The 16,382-nt window shown below is 70.1% G+C and carries 9 protein-coding genes; 7 read left to right on the top strand and 2 right to left on the bottom strand.

Annotation, left to right across the window (positions count from 1 at the left end; translation table 11 throughout):
- Positions 1 to 2,531 (bottom strand): adventurous gliding motility protein AgmC (gene agmC / locus G4D86_RS44940; protein WP_420821890.1); only part of this gene is annotated, 2,531 nt, incomplete at its 3' end.
- 30 nt (positions 2,532 to 2,561) lie between these two features.
- Complete coding sequence (locus G4D86_RS44935) at positions 2,562 to 4,400, bottom strand: OmpA family protein (RefSeq protein WP_164001285.1); 1,839 nt, start codon at positions 4,398 to 4,400, stop codon at positions 2,562 to 2,564.
- 244 nt (positions 4,401 to 4,644) lie between these two features.
- On the opposite strand from G4D86_RS44935, the gene G4D86_RS44930 reads away from it, so the two are divergent.
- From G4D86_RS44930 to tssA, 7 genes are all read left to right on the top strand, one after another.
- Positions 4,645 to 6,909 (top strand): type VI secretion system Vgr family protein, encoded by a 2,265-nt coding sequence (locus G4D86_RS44930; protein WP_164001283.1) that lies wholly within the window; start codon positions 4,645 to 4,647, stop codon positions 6,907 to 6,909.
- Positions 6,910 to 7,089: 180 nt separating this feature from the next.
- Positions 7,090 to 7,692 carry a type VI secretion system lipoprotein TssJ gene (gene tssJ / locus G4D86_RS44925; protein WP_240360837.1) on the top strand — a complete coding sequence of 201 codons (603 nt, stop codon included), beginning with the start codon at positions 7,090 to 7,092 and terminating at the stop codon, positions 7,690 to 7,692.
- The gene (gene tssK, locus G4D86_RS44920; RefSeq protein ID WP_164001279.1) at positions 7,689 to 9,056 is read left to right on the top strand and encodes a type VI secretion system baseplate subunit TssK; all 1,368 of its coding nucleotides are present in this window, start codon (positions 7,689 to 7,691) and stop codon (positions 9,054 to 9,056) included. Before tssJ ends, tssK begins: the two co-directional genes overlap by 4 nt.
- Before the next feature lie 15 nt (positions 9,057 to 9,071).
- Positions 9,072 to 9,803, top strand: a complete 732-nt coding sequence (locus G4D86_RS44915; RefSeq protein WP_164001278.1) for a DotU family type IV/VI secretion system protein — start codon at positions 9,072 to 9,074, stop codon at positions 9,801 to 9,803.
- On the top strand, positions 9,800 to 13,498 hold the full coding sequence (gene tssM, locus G4D86_RS44910; RefSeq protein WP_164001275.1) for a type VI secretion system membrane subunit TssM: 3,699 nt from the start codon (positions 9,800 to 9,802) through the stop codon (positions 13,496 to 13,498). The genes G4D86_RS44915 and tssM overlap by 4 nt, the downstream gene beginning before the upstream one ends.
- A 1-nt stretch (position 13,499) precedes the next feature.
- Positions 13,500 to 14,432, top strand: coding sequence for a type VI secretion system-associated protein TagF (gene tagF, locus G4D86_RS44905; RefSeq protein ID WP_164001274.1), 933 nt, complete (start codon positions 13,500 to 13,502; stop codon positions 14,430 to 14,432).
- Positions 14,433 to 14,447: 15 nt separating this feature from the next.
- Positions 14,448 to 16,325, top strand: a complete 1,878-nt coding sequence (gene tssA, locus G4D86_RS44900; protein WP_164001271.1) for a type VI secretion system protein TssA — start codon at positions 14,448 to 14,450, stop codon at positions 16,323 to 16,325.
- The last annotated feature ends 57 nt before the right edge of the window (positions 16,326 to 16,382 follow it).

The raw sequence follows: 16,382 nt of genomic DNA, 5'->3' as shown, positions 1-16,382 counted from the left end.
AGCGTGTGCTGCTTGCGCTCGCCCTCGACGACGGTCAGCGTCGGCGTGTGCGGCGTGCCGCACCCGACGAAGGCCGCCCCGTCCAGGCTGCACTCGTAGTTGCTCGCTCCGATGCTCGGGTCGTCACCGCTGAAGTTGAAGGGGTCGTTCGTCTGCGTCTCCGGCGGAGGCTTGAGGGGAAGCGACGTGTCCGGGCTCACCGTATCCACCGTCCACGAATGGTCGGCGACGGGGTTCGACACGTTCAGCGCCTGGTCCACCGCTCGCACCGACAGCGTGTACCGCCGGTTGTCCTGGAGACCGGACAGGAAGTGGGTGGCCGGGCAGGGGTCCCAGCTTCCATTGGTGGTCGCGCCGCCCCCCGCCGGCCGCCAGTCCAGCCGGCACTCGAAGCGCAAGAAGTCCGGGGCGGTGGAGGAGAAACCGAACGATGCCGTGGTGGCGCGGGTGAACAGGAACGGGGGCACGGGATCCGTCGCCTTGATCGTCACGTCTGGCCCGGTGCGATCCACCGTGAAGTTGATGACGGCCGGCGTGGGGTCTTCGTTCTGTGCGAGGTCCCGAGCGCGAGCCTCGAACTTGTACGCCCCTACGGACGTGAGGTTGTAGCTGGCCTGGCAAGCGCCGTAGCCGGGGGCCGACTGATTGGGGAGGGTGAGCTGGCACGTCAGGGGGCAGGTGGGGCAAGGCGAGAGATCGGCCTCGCTCGCCGCCACCGTGAAGCTGATGCTCGCCGCACTGGTCGGCAGGGCCAGGGCGGTGGAGGCCGTCGTGTCGGGCGGTCTCGTGTCGAGCTTTACCGTGGACGTGGTGGTGGACGGGCCCTGGAGCCCCTTGAACTCCACGGCGAACTTGAGCGTGTTGTCACCCTCCAGGAGCGGCACCCCCAGGGAGAAGCTGCCGCTGGAATCGATGACGCCCTGAGCCACCTTCGCGTCCGCGGTGTTCGGCACCTGCCTGTAGGCCAGCAGCGCGGCATTCCGGGTCCCCGTTCCGCCAACGGTCAGGGTCGGGGCGTTTGTCAGCGAGGGGAGCGCGGGTGCAATCGTGGGCTGGGGAATCTGTGCGAGCGCCCCCGCGAGGAACGTCACGGTGCCGACGTAGGGCGGAAGGTTGGCGACGCTCGCGGTGGGCTTCGCGCCGCGCTCCAACCCCGTCCCGTTGGTGGGAGGCTTGGTCCTGCCCGCGGTGCCAGCGGCCACCGAAAGGGAGCAGTCGGACGCCTTGGCCTGAAGCAGCACCCGCCCACCACCGCCGCCACCGCCAGGGCCAGGCGCGGTAACGCTGGCCGTCTGCTCAACGTTCACCGAGCCACCGTTGCCACCGTTCGCCACGATGTTCGTGGTGGAGCACAGGTCCGCCAGTCGGATGGAAATGCTTCCACCGGCACCGCCGCCGCCCCCACTCTCGTCGCTGAGCGCAGCGGACTGTCCCGACGCAGTGACCGTGCCGCCCGACAGTTGGTTGGCGCGGAAGAAGATGATGCCGCCACCTCGCCCTCCATTGGGGGTGTTGTTGTTGGCAGTCCCCTGCCCGCTTCCACCGCCACCTCCGAAAGTCAGGTGGTCGAGGGGGGAGTAGCTCAGCGGCGCGCCGCCGAGCCCCCCCACCTCACGGGGGGTGGCTTCCGTCGTGTTGCCACCCACGCCGCCCAACCCGCTGTTTCCACCCCCGCCTCCGCCCGAGTTGGCGCAGATGCCGCCGCCGCCGCCGCTCGTGAAATTCGGGAGTCCTCGCGATGTAGCGGAATACCGGGCAGTCGAGAGTCCCTCGCCCTTCGTGCCGTACTTGGGGTCATTCGTATTGACGTCCCCTGTCGTCATACAGCCGGTAGTCGTCGCACCATTTTCATCCGAGTACGCCCCCCCCCGGGCCCCCTTCCCCGCCGCGCTGATGGACCCGGACGTGTTGAGGTTGATGGTCCCACTGACGAGGAACGCCACCACGCCGCCGACCTGGCCATCCCACGGGAGCGGCTCGATCTTCGCTCCGTCCGCGACGGCGACGGACTGGTACTCGGGAACCGTGACGACCTGGGTGCTGTTGTCTGAATAGGTGTACTTGAGCGGCTCCGTCAGCACCATCGTGCCAGTCTGGCCGTCGTAGGTGCGGATCTTCGCCAGTTCCCAGCGGCCCACCTGGCTGTTGCTCAGGTCGAGGACCTCCTGTTCCGTACCCGCGGGGGGGGCCGTCGTGGGAGTGAAGCCCGTCGTCTGGATCACCATCACCAGCTTGTTGGCCGCGAAGTCGTCGGCATCGACGGAAGTGGCCACGACCCCCCGCTGCTTCGAGCCGGTCGCCAGCTGGGGCAGCCCTATGGGAGTGACCGTGGTCGCGCTGATGGCGGTGACCTGGGCATAGGTGTTGACCTGCACCACGGTCGGCTGGCCGGCGCCGGGGGCCGGGACGGTCAGCACAGTCCCCGTCACCGCCCCCGACCCCAGAAAGAACGTATCCGGGCCGGCCACTGCGGCGAGGGCGGCGAGCAGCACCGCGCTCGCGAGCCCACTCTTGAGCCACTTGTTCTTCATCGCGAATCTCTTTCGAGGAGGGCTCATGGCTCAGGGACGGGGGGTGCCCGTCTTCTCCTTTTCCGGTGCCACCAGCAGGAACTCCACGCGGCGGTTGTTCTCGCGACCGATGGAGGTCGCATTGCTGTCGATGGGGCGGTCCTGCCCGTACCCCACCGCCTGCAACCGCGCGGGGTCCACGCCCTTGTTGATGAGGTACTGCCGCACCGCCTCCGCGCGCGCCTGCGACAGCCGGCGGTTGACGTCCGGGAAGCCGCGGTCGTCGGTGTGCGCGCCCACGACGACGCTGGGAATCTCCGGGTGCTCCTTGACGACGCGGGCCACCCAGTCCAGCACGTCGAAGGAGCGACCCTGGAGGCGCGCCTGCGAGGGCTCGAAGAAGACCTTCCCGATGAGCAGCAGCCGGTCGGGCTTGAGCTCCACCAACGGAAGGAGGTGCAGCGGGCAGCCCATGTTCTTCAGGTCACCCGGCTCGTTCACGCAGCTGTCGGCGCGGTTGGGAATGGTGTCCTTGTCCGTGTCGGACTCCGGGCACCCGTTGCGCTCGACCGGACCGGCCTCGCTCGGGCACTCGTCCTTGTCGTTGTCGATGCCGTCCTTGTCCGTGTCGCGCACCGGGCAGCCGCGGTTGTCCGCCGGCCCCGGGTCCGTGGGGCAGCTGTCGAGCTCGTCGGGCAGGTCGTCCTTGTCCTGGTCCGGGATGGGGCAGCCCTGCCGCGCGGCCGGCCCGGGCTCCACGGGGCAGCCGTCCAGCATGTCCTCGATGCCGTCGCCGTCCGTGTCCTGCGCCGAGCAGCCGTTGCGCGCCACGTCGCCCGCGATGAGCGGGCACTTGTCGTCCGCGTTGCGGACCCCGTCATGGTCCTCGTCGAGGTCCGGGCACTCCTGAATCTTCGCGTCCGGCGCCAGCCCCATCTCGCAGCGGACCGAGGACTCGCCCGGCCCGCGCGGCGGCGTCACCTGGCCGAAGGCCCCGCCGAACATCAACCGGAACAGCGGCGTGCCCGGCGCGGCGCCAATGCCCATGCCCGCCAGCGCGAACAGCTCCAGCGAGTTGCTGACGAGGTAGCGCCCTCCCGGGAGCAGCTCCACGGAGCTGGGCTGGTCCGTCAGCGGCACCATGCCCCGCACGTTGAGCTCCCAGCGCAGCCGCCTGCCGGTGGTGGCCAGCGCCAGACCCACGCGCAGCTCCGCGCCCACCTCGTCCTCGAGGTCTCCCTGCTTCTGCGTGAGCAGCAGCTTGGGGCGCTGGGTGTAGCCCACCTCCGCGCCCGCGCGGATGCGGCCGAAGTGGCGGCCCACCATCAGCTTCGGCGCGAGCCGCAGCGAGTCTCCATCCCGGGAGAAGGCGTCCTTGCTGCCCACCGGGAGCCCCACGCCCAGCTCCGCCGCCAGGTCCACCCCGCCCTGCTCGTCCTGGGTGAGCAGCCCGAAGCGGGCGCTGAACACCGGCGTCGCCAGCGCCTGGCCCGCGGGCGCGGCGATGTTCTTCGCCTGCAACAGCTCCGAGTCCCCGCCCTGGAAGGCGACGAGCGGCACCTGCAGCCCCACCTGCAGCCAGGTCAGCGGCGCATACGCCGCGGCCAGGTGCGCGGTGGCGCGCTGGCCCACCACGGACAACTCCTTCCCGGTGTCCACGAAGAGCAGCGGGTTGTGCGCGTACTGCGCGAGCAGCGTCGCCCGGAAGGTGCCCGCGGGCAGCAGCTCGCCCAGGCCCACCAACAGCGAGCCCTCCGCCCCGGGATTCAACTCCAGTCGCTCCAGGTCGAAGCCTCGCTGAAGCGGCGACGCGTCCTGGGACACAGCAGCCGTGGACGTCAGCGCCAGTGCCAGCGCGAGCCCACGGTGCAGGAGCTTTCTTCTTCTCATGGTTCTCCCGGGTGGAAGCCGTCTGGGTACCCCGGAGCTACCCACGGTTTCAAGCCGGCCCCCCTTTTCCACTCTACACCGAAACCCGACCCACGTCGGATGGCCCCTTCGAAATTGCCCGCCCGCTCTTCCGCTCCAATGAAAATTTCGTGTCAGGGATCTTTGCTACGCCAATTCATGGCATGCTGCTCAACCACTCACGGGCCCCGCATTCCTTGCGAGGCCTTGCGCCGGGGGACTGAAGATGATCGCGAACGCCGCCTTGCTCGCCAATCAGGCCGAGTTCGAGTTCCAGGCAGGTCCCTTCACTTCCGGTGAGCTGGCGGTGCTCGGCTTCGAGGCCGAGGAGACGCTGTCGCAGCCCTACGCGGTGGAAGTCGCGCTGGCGGCGAAGCCCGACGTGGAGGTGGAGGAGAAGTCGCTGCTGGGCAAGGACGCGCGCCTCACCATCATGCTGGGCGACGGCACCGCGCGCTTCTTCCACGGCATCGTCTCGCGCATGTCCCGCTGGGACGAGGGCAGCGGCCCCGAGCGCCGCCGCTACCGCGCCACCGTGGTGCCGCGCCTGTGGACGCTCCGCCACCGCCGCAAGAGCCGCATCTTCCAGGAGCTGACCGTCCCCCAAATCGTCCACAAGGTCCTGGACGAGGCCAAGGTGGAGCACCGGCTCGCCCTCAACGGCGACTACCCCAAGCGCGACTACTGCGTGCAGTACCGCGAGTCGGACCTGGACTTCGTGTCCCGCCTCCTCGAGGAGGAGGGCATCTTCTACTTCTTCGAGCACGGCGAAGAGGCCCACATGATGGTGCTGGGTGACGGCGACTCCGCCAACCCCGCCATGCAGGGCGACGCGACGCTCGTCTACCGCGAGCGCAGCCACATGGTGGCCTCCGCGGAGTACGTGCACGAACTGGTGGCGCGCACCGAGGTGCAGCCCGGCGCCGTGGCGCTGCGCGACTACAACTTCCTGCGCCCCGCCCAGGACCTGGGCGCGTCCTCGGAGGCCGAGGGCGGCGAGACGGCGCTCGAGATCTACGACTACCCCGGCCGCTACGAAGAGCCGGGCCCCGGCAAGAGCCTCGCGAAGGTGCGCCTGGAGGAGCTGCGCGCGCGGGCGGAGACGGTGACGGGCGCCAGCTACAGCCGTCGCATCTGCGTGGGCCACTCCTTCGAGCTGGCCGAGCACCCCGACGAGGCCCTCAACCGCAAGTACCTGCCGGTGTCGGTGCGGCACGTGGGCCACCAGTCCGAGGCGATCAGCATCGAGCAGGGCTCTCTGAAGAGCCGCGAGGGCTACCGCAACGAGTTCCTGTGCCAGCCGGCCGAGGTGCCCTTCCGCCCGGCCCGCGTGACGCCCCGCCCGGTGATTCCCGGTGCGCAGACGGCCATGGTGGTGGGCCCCGCGGGCGAGGAGATCCACACCGACGAGCACGGCCGCATCAAGGTCCAGTTCCACTGGGACCGCGAGGGCAAGCAGAACGACAAGAGCTCCTGCTGGATTCGCGTCAGCCAGGCCTGGGCCGGCCCGGGCTGGGGCGCGCTGTACCTGCCGCGCATCGGCCATGAAGTCGTGGTGGAGTTCCTCGAGGGCGACCCGGACCGGCCCATCGTCACCGGCAGCGTCTACAATGGGCAGAACCCCACGCCCATCGACCTGCCCGGCAACAAGACGCAGAGCACCCTGCGCTCCAGCTCCAGCCCCGGCGGGGACGGCTCCAACGAGCTGCGCTTCGAGGACGCCGCCGGCTCCGAGCTCGTCTACATGCACGCGCAGAAGGACTTCAACATCGTCGTCGAGAACGACAAGACGCAGGAGGTCCGCGGCAACGAGACGCTCCTCGTCAAGAAGGACCGCTCGCGCACCATCGAGGGCAACCAGGCCCTCACGGTGAAGAAGAACGACGACAGCACCGTCCAGGGCAACCAGACGCTCGCCGTCACCGGCAACCGCTCCACCACCGTGGCCGGCAACCACACCGAGGCGGTGGCGGGGGACCAGTCCATCAGCGTCAGCGGCAACCAGTCCCTCAACGTGGCCATGGCCTCCGCGGAGACGGTGGGCCTGGGGAAGATGCTCAACGTCGGCGGCGCGCTCGCCGTCACCGTGGGCGCGGCCTTCAACGAGCTGGTGGGCGGGCTCAAGTCGGAGCAGGTCGGCGGCGCCAAGGTGGAGGTGGTGGGCGCCAAGAAGTCAGAGACGGTGAAGGGCTCGCGCACCATGCAGGTGGGCGGAGACCTCTCCGAAGAGGTCGGCAAGTCCCGCACCCTCAAGGTGGAGAAGGACCTCCTCGTCAGCGTGGGCGGCAAGGTGAACCACGCAGCCAAGGACGCCTACACCCTGTCCGCCAAGGAAATCTCCCTGGTGGCCCAGGAGCAGTTCACCCTCAAGGTCGGCTCCGCCACCTTGCAGGTGAAGAAGAACGGCGACGTCGTCATCAAGGGCGCCAAGATCGAGGTCACCGCCAGCGGTGACGTCATCATCAAGGGCTCGAAGATCTCGGAAAACTAGAAGCAACCGGGCAGGCGAAAGGGGTGGTGGCTTGAAACCACTCCGTCCTGTCTGGCAGTTTACGCTTTGCACGTAACCGCTCGGCGTTACGGGCGCTCTTTCCAAGGAAACTGGATGTTGGCGCAAAGACACACTGGCGCCGGTACGGGGGGGATGGCCGTCCGGTGTCTTCGGTGGGGTGTGGTCACCGCGCTCGCGCTCGTCCTGGGCGGGAGTGCAGGCTGCGCGAAGCGCATTCCCCAGGCGTGTGAGACGCCTCCTCCCTTCCAGGTCGTCGTGGACGCGTCGGAGCAGCTCAATCCGGACGCGCGCGGCCGCTCACTGCCGACGGTGGTGCAGATTGTCCAGCTCAAGGACAGCGTCCGGCTGGAGCGCGCGGGCTTCAAGGACCTGTGGGGCAAACCCGAGGAGCTCCTGAAGGAAGACCTGCTGCAGGTGGCGGAGGTGGTGGTGCCGCCGGGCCGCAAGGTGACGCGCTGGGTGCAGCGGGATCCGAAGGCGCGCTTCGTGCTGGCCATGGGCCACTTCCGCCAGCCGCTGGGCTACTCGTGGCGCACCGTCGCGGTGCTGCCGGTGGTGAAGGAGTCCCAGTGCGTGGAGCGCCCCGCCGGTGACCAGGGTGAGCCGAAGCCGGAGGACGAGGTGTTCCGCTACCGGCTGCAGGGCTACCAGATCGACTTGTTGTTCCGCCCCATCACGCAGGCGCCCACGCGGGCGCCCACGCGGGCTCCGGAGGTCCAACCCCAAGCGGGCGACAGCGCGTCGCCGCGGAGAGGTGTATGAAGTCCGTGCAGCGAGTCGTGTGGTCGGAGGGCATGTTCATGAGCCCCCACCACCTCCAGCAGCAGGACCTCTACCACGAGCAGCTCCTGGACCTGCGCCTGGCGGCCCTGGAGCCGTACCCGTGGGGCGTGGTGTCCCTGGAGGTGGACATGGAGGCGCTGCGCGCGGGCACCGTCCAGCTGTCGCGCTTCATGGGCGTGCTCCCGGACGGGCTGCCGGTGGCCTTCGAGGCCGGTGACGCCGAGGCCCCGCCCGCGCGCCCCGCGGAGGGCTACTTCCCGCCCGCCCAGCGCACCCTGGACGTGTACCTCGGCGTGCCGCGCGAGCGCAGCGGCGTGGAGAGCTTCGGCAGCGGGGAGCGGCTGGGCGGCAGCCCGCGCTACACGCCCTCGGCGCGTCCCATCAGCGACTTGACGGCGTCCACGTCCATCTCCCAGGTGGCCTTCGGCCAGCGCAACGTGCGGCTGCTGTTCGGCACCGAGCCGCGCGACGACTTCGACTCCATCAAGCTGTGCGAGCTGTCCCGCGACAAGTCGGGGAACCTGACGCTCGTCGAGACGTACATCCCTCCCTGCCTGCGCATCGACGCGTCGCCGTTCATCATGAACGAGCTGCGCACGCTGCTCCGGCTGATGGTGTCCAAGCAGCGCCAGCTCTCCTCGCGCCGGCGGCACCGCGACGCGTCCGCGCTGGAGTTCACCGCGGGCGACGTGACGCTCTTCCTGGAGCTCAACGCGCTCAACGGCACCATCCCCTACCTCCAGCACGCGCTGGACGCGGGCAACCTGCCGCCGCGCGACGTGTACCTCACGCTCATCCAGACGGCGGGCCAGCTGTGCACGTTCTCCGCGAGCGCGGACCCGTCCACCCTGCCCTCCTTCCAGTTCACCAACCTGCGGGCCACGTACGAGGAGCTGTTCCGCCGCATCACCGACCTGATGCGCTCGGTGGCGCTGGAGCAGTGCCTGACGGTGGACCTTTCGGTGGGCACCGACGGCATGTTCCGCGGGCGGCTGGAGGACGAGCGGCTGGAGCGCTGCGGCCAGTTCCTGCTCGCCGTGCGCAGCGAGCTGCCGGAGAAGACGGTGGCGGAGCAGCTGCCCAAGCTGTCCAAGGTGGCCGCGTGGGACGACATCCGCGCGCTCCTCCAGGCCGCCGCGCCCGGCGTGCCGCTGGCGGTGACGTACCGCCCGCCGCCGGAAGTGCCGGTGCAGCCGGGCACCGTCTACTTCAGCCTCAGCATGAATGACGGCTACTGGAAGAACGTGATGCGAGACCGGAACCTCGCGCTCTATCTGCCGCAGCCCTTCGACGCGAGCCGCACCAGCGTCGAGCTGCTCGCGGTCCCCACCGCCAATCGCTGACGCCCCGCCCTGCCCATGGACCGAGTCACTGAAGCCACGAAGGACTGTTTCGACGCCGCCATTCAATTGCGCGGCTCGGATTCAGCAGCCGTCCCCCCGCCGGAGACGCTGCACCACCGCCTGCGCGGAGTGGTGGACGAGATGCTGAGGCGCGCCGCGGTGCTGGGCTTCAGCCATCAGGACGCCCAGGACATGGCGTACGCGATGGTGGCGCTCATCGACGAGGTGGTGCTCGGCCGGCCGGAGGAGTACCGCCAGTTCTGGAGCTCCAACCCGCTGCAGCTCCACTACTTCAACGAGAACGTCGCCGGTGACGGCTTCTTCGCCCGGCTCAACACCGTGCGCAAAGACCCGCACCGCGCGGAAGTCTTGCAGGTCTATTACCTGTGCATGCTCTTCGGCTTCCAGGGCCGCTACCGCATCCGCGGCGGCGAGCTGGAGCTGATGACGCTCATCGACACCGTGCAGAAGGACCTGGAGCGCGCGCGCCCCTTCGACTTCGACGTGCTGTCGCCCCACGGCGAGCGCCCCACGGAGTCGCTGCTGTCCAAGCGGAAGAAGGCCTCCATGCTGGGCATCTCCGCCGGCGCGCTGGCGGTGGCGGTGCTCTTCTACGGGGTGCTGCAGTTCTTCATCAATGACACGGTGGGCGAGTTGAAGAGCCGCATCGAGGTCCACGCAGCCAAGAACACGGCCAGCACGGGCGGCAACGCCGACACCACGGCCTCCACGGGGGGCGCGCAATGATGGCTTACCTGCTGCCACTGCTGGGCATTGGCGCGCCCACCTTCGCGCTCCTGAGCTTCCTCGGCTTCTCGCCGAAGGAGGCGGCCATCATCGCCGCTCTGGCGGGACTGCTCGCCATGGGCGTGGTCTGGCTGGTCAAGCGCATCCGCGCGCGGCGCGCGGCGAAGAAGCTGGAGGGCGCGCTCGCGACGCAGGCGGAGGAACAGACGGCCACGGTGCGGCCGGACCTGCAGCCTGAAATCAAGGCCATGCAGGCCGAGTTCACCAAGGCGGTGGAGGCGCTCAAGACCTCCAAGCTGGCGCGCGGCGGCAAAGACGCCCTGGCCGTCCTGCCCTGGTACCTCATCGTCGGTCCCCCGGGCGCGGGCAAGAGCACGGCGCTGCGCAACTCCGGGCTGAAGTTCCCCTACCTCTCCGCGCGCGGCGGCGTGCGCGGCGTGGGCGGCACGCGCAACTGCGACTGGTGGCTCACCAACGAGGCCGTCATCCTCGACACGGCGGGCCGCTACACCAGCGCGGAGGAGGACCGGCCGGAGTGGCTGGCCTTCATCGACACGGTGGCCAAGCACCGCCCCGGCCGTCCCATCAACGGCCTCATCGTGGCCATCAGCGTCAGCGAGCTGATGAACGCGGACCCGCAGGCCGTGGGCGAGATGGGGCAGACCATCCGCGAGCGCCTGGATGAAATCACCACCCGGCTGAAGATGCTGGTGCCGGTGTACGTGATGATTACCAAGTGCGACCTGCTGCCCGGGTTCGTGGAGATGTTCTCGGACCTGTCGCGCGTGGAGCGCGGGCAGATCTGGGGCTTCACGGTGCCGGTGGAGCAGCAGCGCGAGGCGAGCACGGACCTGTTCCGCGAGCGCTTCGACGAGATGCTCTCCGTGCTGGAGCAGCGCTCGCTGCGCCGGCTGGGCCAGGAGCGCCGGCTGGAGACGCGCGAGAACATCTACGGCTTCCCGCAGAAGTTCGACGCGCTCCGGAAGAACCTCTCCGAGTTCCTCCAGCCGCTCTTCCTGGAGAACGTGTTCCAGGACACGCCCGTCTTCCGCGGCCTGTACTTCAACAGCGGCACGCAGGACGTGCGCGCGGTGGACAAGGTGTCCCCGTCCGCCTCGGAGCTGTTCGGCAGCACCAACGGCCGGGCGCAGACGGACGGCGCCACGGAAGGCCGCAGCTACTTCCTCTGGGACGTCTTCACCAAGGTGATGTTCCAGGACCAGCAGATGGCGGTGCGCAGCTCGCTGGAGGAAGCGAGGGTGCGCCGGCAACGGCTGGTGCTGGCGAGCGCCGCCCTGGCGGCCACCGCGCTGATGCTGTCGCTGCCCACCCTGTCCTTCTTCCAGAACCGCTCCATGGCGCAGGCGGTGACGAAGGCCATCACCGACGTGAGCCTGGACCCGCGCGACGACATCCGCCGCGTGGAGGACCTGATTCCCCTGCGCAACCGGCTGCAGGAGCTGACCGAGTACGACGAGCATGGCGCGCCCCTGTGGATGCGCTTCGGCCTCTACCAGGGCGACAAGATGCTGCCGCAGGCGCGGCAGTTCTATAACGCCGCCCTGCGGCGGGTGCTGCTGGGCAAGCAGTTCGAGCTCATCCAGCAGCGGCTGGACGCCTTCGGGAAGAACCCGGACCTGCTCACGGTGCGCAACGACTCCGACTACAGCAAGCACTTCGACGCGTACCGGCAGTACTTCGACGACCTGAAGCTGTACCTGCTGGTGACGACGCCCCGGAACCCGAGCGAGCCGGAGCTGGACGAGACGCAGCAGAAGTGGCTGGTGCAACAGATTGTCAGCCACTGGAAGCGCGTGCGGGGCGACTCGGTGGACGAGCGCGCGGTGGAGAACCACGCGTCCACGTACCTGCGCATGCTCGCCAACGAGCAGATGCTTCCGGAGGAGCAGAAGCCGGCGCGGGCCGAGCGCATCGCCTTCCCGCGCGAGAAGGGCGTCATCACCTCGGCGCGGCGCTCGCTCAACAACGTGCCCCTGGTGCGCCTGGAGCTGGCGCAGCTGGTGGCCAACGTCAGCAACGAGTTCCCGGACCAGTCGCTGGAGCAGCTGATGGGCTCGGTGCCGCAGATGAACGCCACCAACCGGGTGCGCGGCGCCTTCACGCGCACCGCGTACGACCAGGTCATCCGCGAGCGGCTGGAGCGGGCCTTCCAGGATCAGCAGTCCTGGGTGCTGGACCGCGACGAGAAGGTGGACGCGGTGGAGTCCCGCCGCGAGCTGCGCACGCGCTACTTCGAGGCCTACATCCAGGAGTGGCGGGACTTCCTCATGTCCATCCGGGTGCAGGCGCCGGAGAACCTCACGCAGATGGAAAGCCTGCTGACCAACCTGACGCGCGGCAAGCCCAAGCCCTACGGCCGCCTCTTCGATGCGCTCGCCCACAACCTGCAGCTGGAGCGTAGCGAGAAGGCGGCGGAGACGGTGGCCAGCCGGATGCCCGAGTCGCTGCGCAAGCTGTTCGGTTCCGACCCGCAGAAGGCCGCGGAGCCGAAGCGGGAGCTGCTGGACCCGAGCTCCCCGTCCGGCGCACAGGAGGTGACGGCGCGAGACGTGTCGCGGGAGTTCGCCTCGCTCATCCGCTTCACCACGGAGAAGATCCGCTCGCCGGATGACCAGGAGGACCTGACGGCGCTGATGTCCTACGAGGACCAGCTCACCATGGTGCAGAGCACCCTGCTGGCCGTGAAGGACAAGCCGGCCGAGTCGGGCCTGCTGCTGGACAAGATTGAGTCCACCCGCACCGACGTGGACCTGATGGTGCGCAAGCAGTCGGACAACGTCGCCATCTTCGAGCGGCTGCTGCTGCCGCCCTTCCAGGAGATGCGCACGGTGGTGTTCGAGGGCGTGGCGGACAGCAAGAGCAAGCTGTGGTGCGAGCAGGTGGTGTCGCCCTTCCAGCAGGCCTTCAAGGGGCTCTACCCGTTCGACCGCGCGTCGCAGAAGGATGCGCCGCTGCCGGAGGTGGCCGAGTTCCTGCGGCCCGAGGGCGGACTGGTGCGCAAGTTCGTCAAGGAGCAGCTGCTGGAGGACGTGGTGCCCACCGGACGCAAGTGGGAGTTCACCTCGTCGGGCGGCGCCATGTACCGGCCGGATCTGCTCACCTTCCTGGAGAAGACGGGCGCGCTGTCCACCACCCTCTTCCCGGGCGGCGACACGGTGGACCCGCTGGTGCGCTTCCAGGTCCGCCTGCGTCCGGGCGTCTCCGCGGACGGCACGGCGTCGCAGATCTCCTCCATCACCTTCACGCTGGACGGCACCGACGAGACGTACCGCAACGGCCCCGACACGGTGTGGAAGCCGATGATCTGGCCCGGCCAGGCCGGCAAGCTCGGCGCGCGCATCCTCGTGCAGAGCGCGGACGGAGCCACCGAGACGGCGCTGGAGGCCGAGGGCGAGTGGGGCCTGTTCCGCCTGCTGGAGCGCGTCAAGCGCATCGAGCCCAGCGCGGACGGACGCTACTTCACGGCCACGTGGGAAATCGAGGAGATGAACGGGGCGATGGTCTCCATCGACTTCCGCCCCGAGCGCACCGCCAACCCGTTCTTCGGGCTGGGCGGCAACACCTCGAAGCTGCTGGCCATCTTCCGGGATCCGGGCCTGCAGCCTCCCCTGGGCATCTCGAGGAAGAAGTCCGGGTGCGGACCCCAGCCCGTCGCCTCGGGTGGAGTCCCCTGACATGACGGTGCAGTCGCAGCGCATCGGCCTGTTGGGCAAGACGCCCCGCCAGGCCGAGTTCATCAAGCTCAACGCCGCCACGCCTCTCGCCCTCCAGCTCTACGGCTGGATGGAGGAAGGGGTGGAGCGCGCGCGGAGGGCCCGGGTGGACCTGCCCTCCGAGCCGGTGAACTTCGTGTTCACCGTGCCCGGGCAGAAGCAGGCGCTGGTGGGGCTGATGGCGCCCAGCGTGGACAGCGTCGGGCGGGCCTTCCCGCTCGCCGTCTTCACCGAGGTGGCCTCGGCGGCCACGGCCCCGCGCTACGCGCTGACGCCGGAGGCCTTCCAGCCCTTCCTTCGCGCCGCCGGTGTCCTCGCCCGGTCCGCGGCGGAGCTGGACGTGCCGCAGCTGCTGGAGCGCGCGGCGGCGCTGCCCCTGCCCGGCCCGGGCGACTTCAGCGTGGCGCAGCGGCTGCGTGACGCCGCGCTGGCGGAGCACCGCACCCAGGACCTGCTGGGCCCGGTGGTGGAGGGCACGCCGGACGGCGGCCGCTACTACGCACTGCACACCTTCCTCACCGCGTGCGTCGGCGAGCGCGGCCGCGAGCAGTCCGCGGCGGGCGTGGCGCTGGACTGCCCGTTCTCCACGCGCGTGGGCCCGGTGGCGTGGCTGGAGCTGTCCTCGCGCCTCTTGCGCTGGCCCAGCCAGCCCCCGGCCTTCTTCTGGTCCGAGGGCGACAAGCCCCGGCTGCTGCTCAGCCTGGGCGCGGCCACTCCAGCCCTCTTCCTGGCCCTGGCCCAGCCTGGCCGTCCGGGCGCCCAGGTGTGGCCGCTGCGCACCGAGCGGCCCGCCGCCATCGACAACGCGCGCAAGGGCCTCAAGGCCGCCGCGCGCCAGGTCATCGACGCTCCCTCCACCACCCTCGAGCAGCTGCTGCGCGCGCTGGCTCCCTGAAACCCGTCTGCCTCTATGCCGCCCACCCTCGAAGAGCTTCGTGAGCGCGCCCGACCCTGGACCGAGCCCGTGCCCGGCGCCGCCCCCGCCGGGGTGCAGGCCAAGCACGAGCCGGCCTACGAGGCCATCGCCGCGGAGGTGGCCCGGCTGGAGTCCCCAGCCTCCAGCGGCGTACGCTGGGACGACGTCGTCCAGGGCGCGGGGGAGCTGCTCAAGGGCACCACCAAGGACCTCTGGCTGGCCTCGTACATGGCCTATGGCCTGTATGCCACGCGCGGCCTGGACGGCGCGGCCACCGGCGCCGCCGTCATCGCCGAGGTGGCCGAGCGGTACTGGCCGGACCTCTTCCCCGAGCTGAAGCGGCTGCGCGGCCGGGCCAACGCCGTGGGCTGGTTCGTGGAGCGGCTGGGCCGCATGCTCCCCTCGGTGGAGCAGGCCAGCGTGAGCGCGGAGTCGCTGGAGACGCTGTCCGTCGCGCTGAAGCGGCTGTCGCAGCTGTCCCGCGAGCGCTTCGCCGACTCGGCGCCCGCCTTCGGCCCGCTGCAGGACGCCATCTCCCGGCTGCGCGCCGGACTGCCTCCGCCCGAGCCCGCGCCGGCGCCTCGAGACTCCGCGCAGTCGGACGCCTCGCCGGCGAACGGCGATTCCGCGAGTGAGGACTCCGGGAGCACCGCCGCGAATGCCGGCTCGGGACACCCTGCTTCCGCGAACGGGGCCTCCGGGAACGCGGCGGCAAGGAACGCCACCGCGAACGGCGCCGCGGGGCATGCGACTGCCGCGAACGGCGCTTCCGGGAACACCGCCGCAGCGAAGGCCGCCGGGAATTCCACCGTGCAGGCCGCGCCCGCCCGGAACACCGTCGCGCCTTCCACGCCCGTGGCGGTGCCTGCCCTTCCGGCGCTGCCGGCCTCGCCGGACCTGTCCACCGCGGACGCCGTCACGGACTTCCTGCGCAACGTGGGCACCGCGCTCCTGGGCGCCGCCGGGGCGCTGCGCCGCGCAAGCGTCGCGGACCCGCTGCCCTACCGGCTGATGCGCATGGGCCTGTGGCTGCACCTGGCCCGGCCGCCCGCCGCCGGCGCCAATGGCCGCACCCCGCTGCAGCCGCTGCCGGACGCGCTGCGCACAAAGCTGGAGACGCTGGAGAACAACCAGCGCTGGGCCGACCTGCTCGACGAGGCCGAGTCCGCACTGGGCCAGCACCGCTTCGCGCTCGGCCTGCACCGCTTCAGCGCCGCCGCCCTCACCGGCCTGGGCGAATCCCACGCGGCCGCCCACGCCGCGCTCGTCCAGGAGCTGGGCGCCCAGCTGCGCCGCATGCCCGGCGTCGAGGAACTCGTCGCCGCCAACGGCAAGCCCCTCACCGACGACGTCACCCGCGCCTGGCTGCGCGCGCAGGTGATCCCCACGAGCACATCCTCCGCCACCGCTTCCACGGGCCCCGTCTCCGCCGCCTCGCCGCTGGCCCTGCCGCCGCTGTCGCTTCCGTCCGAAACGTCCGCTGCTGGAAGCAGCCCTGCCCTGGAGGATGAAGCCCGCGCGCTGCTGGCCGAGGGCCGCGTTCACGAAGCCGTAACCCGATTGCAGGGCGCCATCGCCGCCGCCACCACCGGCCGCGCCCGATTCCTTTCACGACTGGCATTGGCGCGGCTGTGCGCCAATGCGGGACAGCTCCCGCTCGCCCGCGCCGTCTACGACGCGCTCGACGAGGAGGTGTCTGCCCATTCTCTCGACACGTGGGAGCCCGCCCTCGCGGCCGCATGCCTCGAAGGCTGGTTGTCGACGCGCGCCCCTGGGGAAAAGGAGGGGGGACGGGTGGCAGCGAAGATTCGAAACCGGTATCGTCGTCTAGCGCGGTTGGATTCTTCTGCCGCGTTGCGCGTCGGCGCCTGATGCAACCCTGTTGTACCGCGGCGAAGCTCCACCCCATGCGACGCCCGCGCCAAAAAC

The sequence above is a fragment of the Pyxidicoccus caerfyrddinensis genome (assembly GCF_010894405.1).
In the GTDB taxonomy this organism is placed as follows: domain Bacteria; phylum Myxococcota; class Myxococcia; order Myxococcales; family Myxococcaceae; genus Myxococcus; species Myxococcus caerfyrddinensis.
Note: the sequence above shows the minus strand (reverse complement) of the source record. Positions and strands in the feature narration are given on the sequence as shown.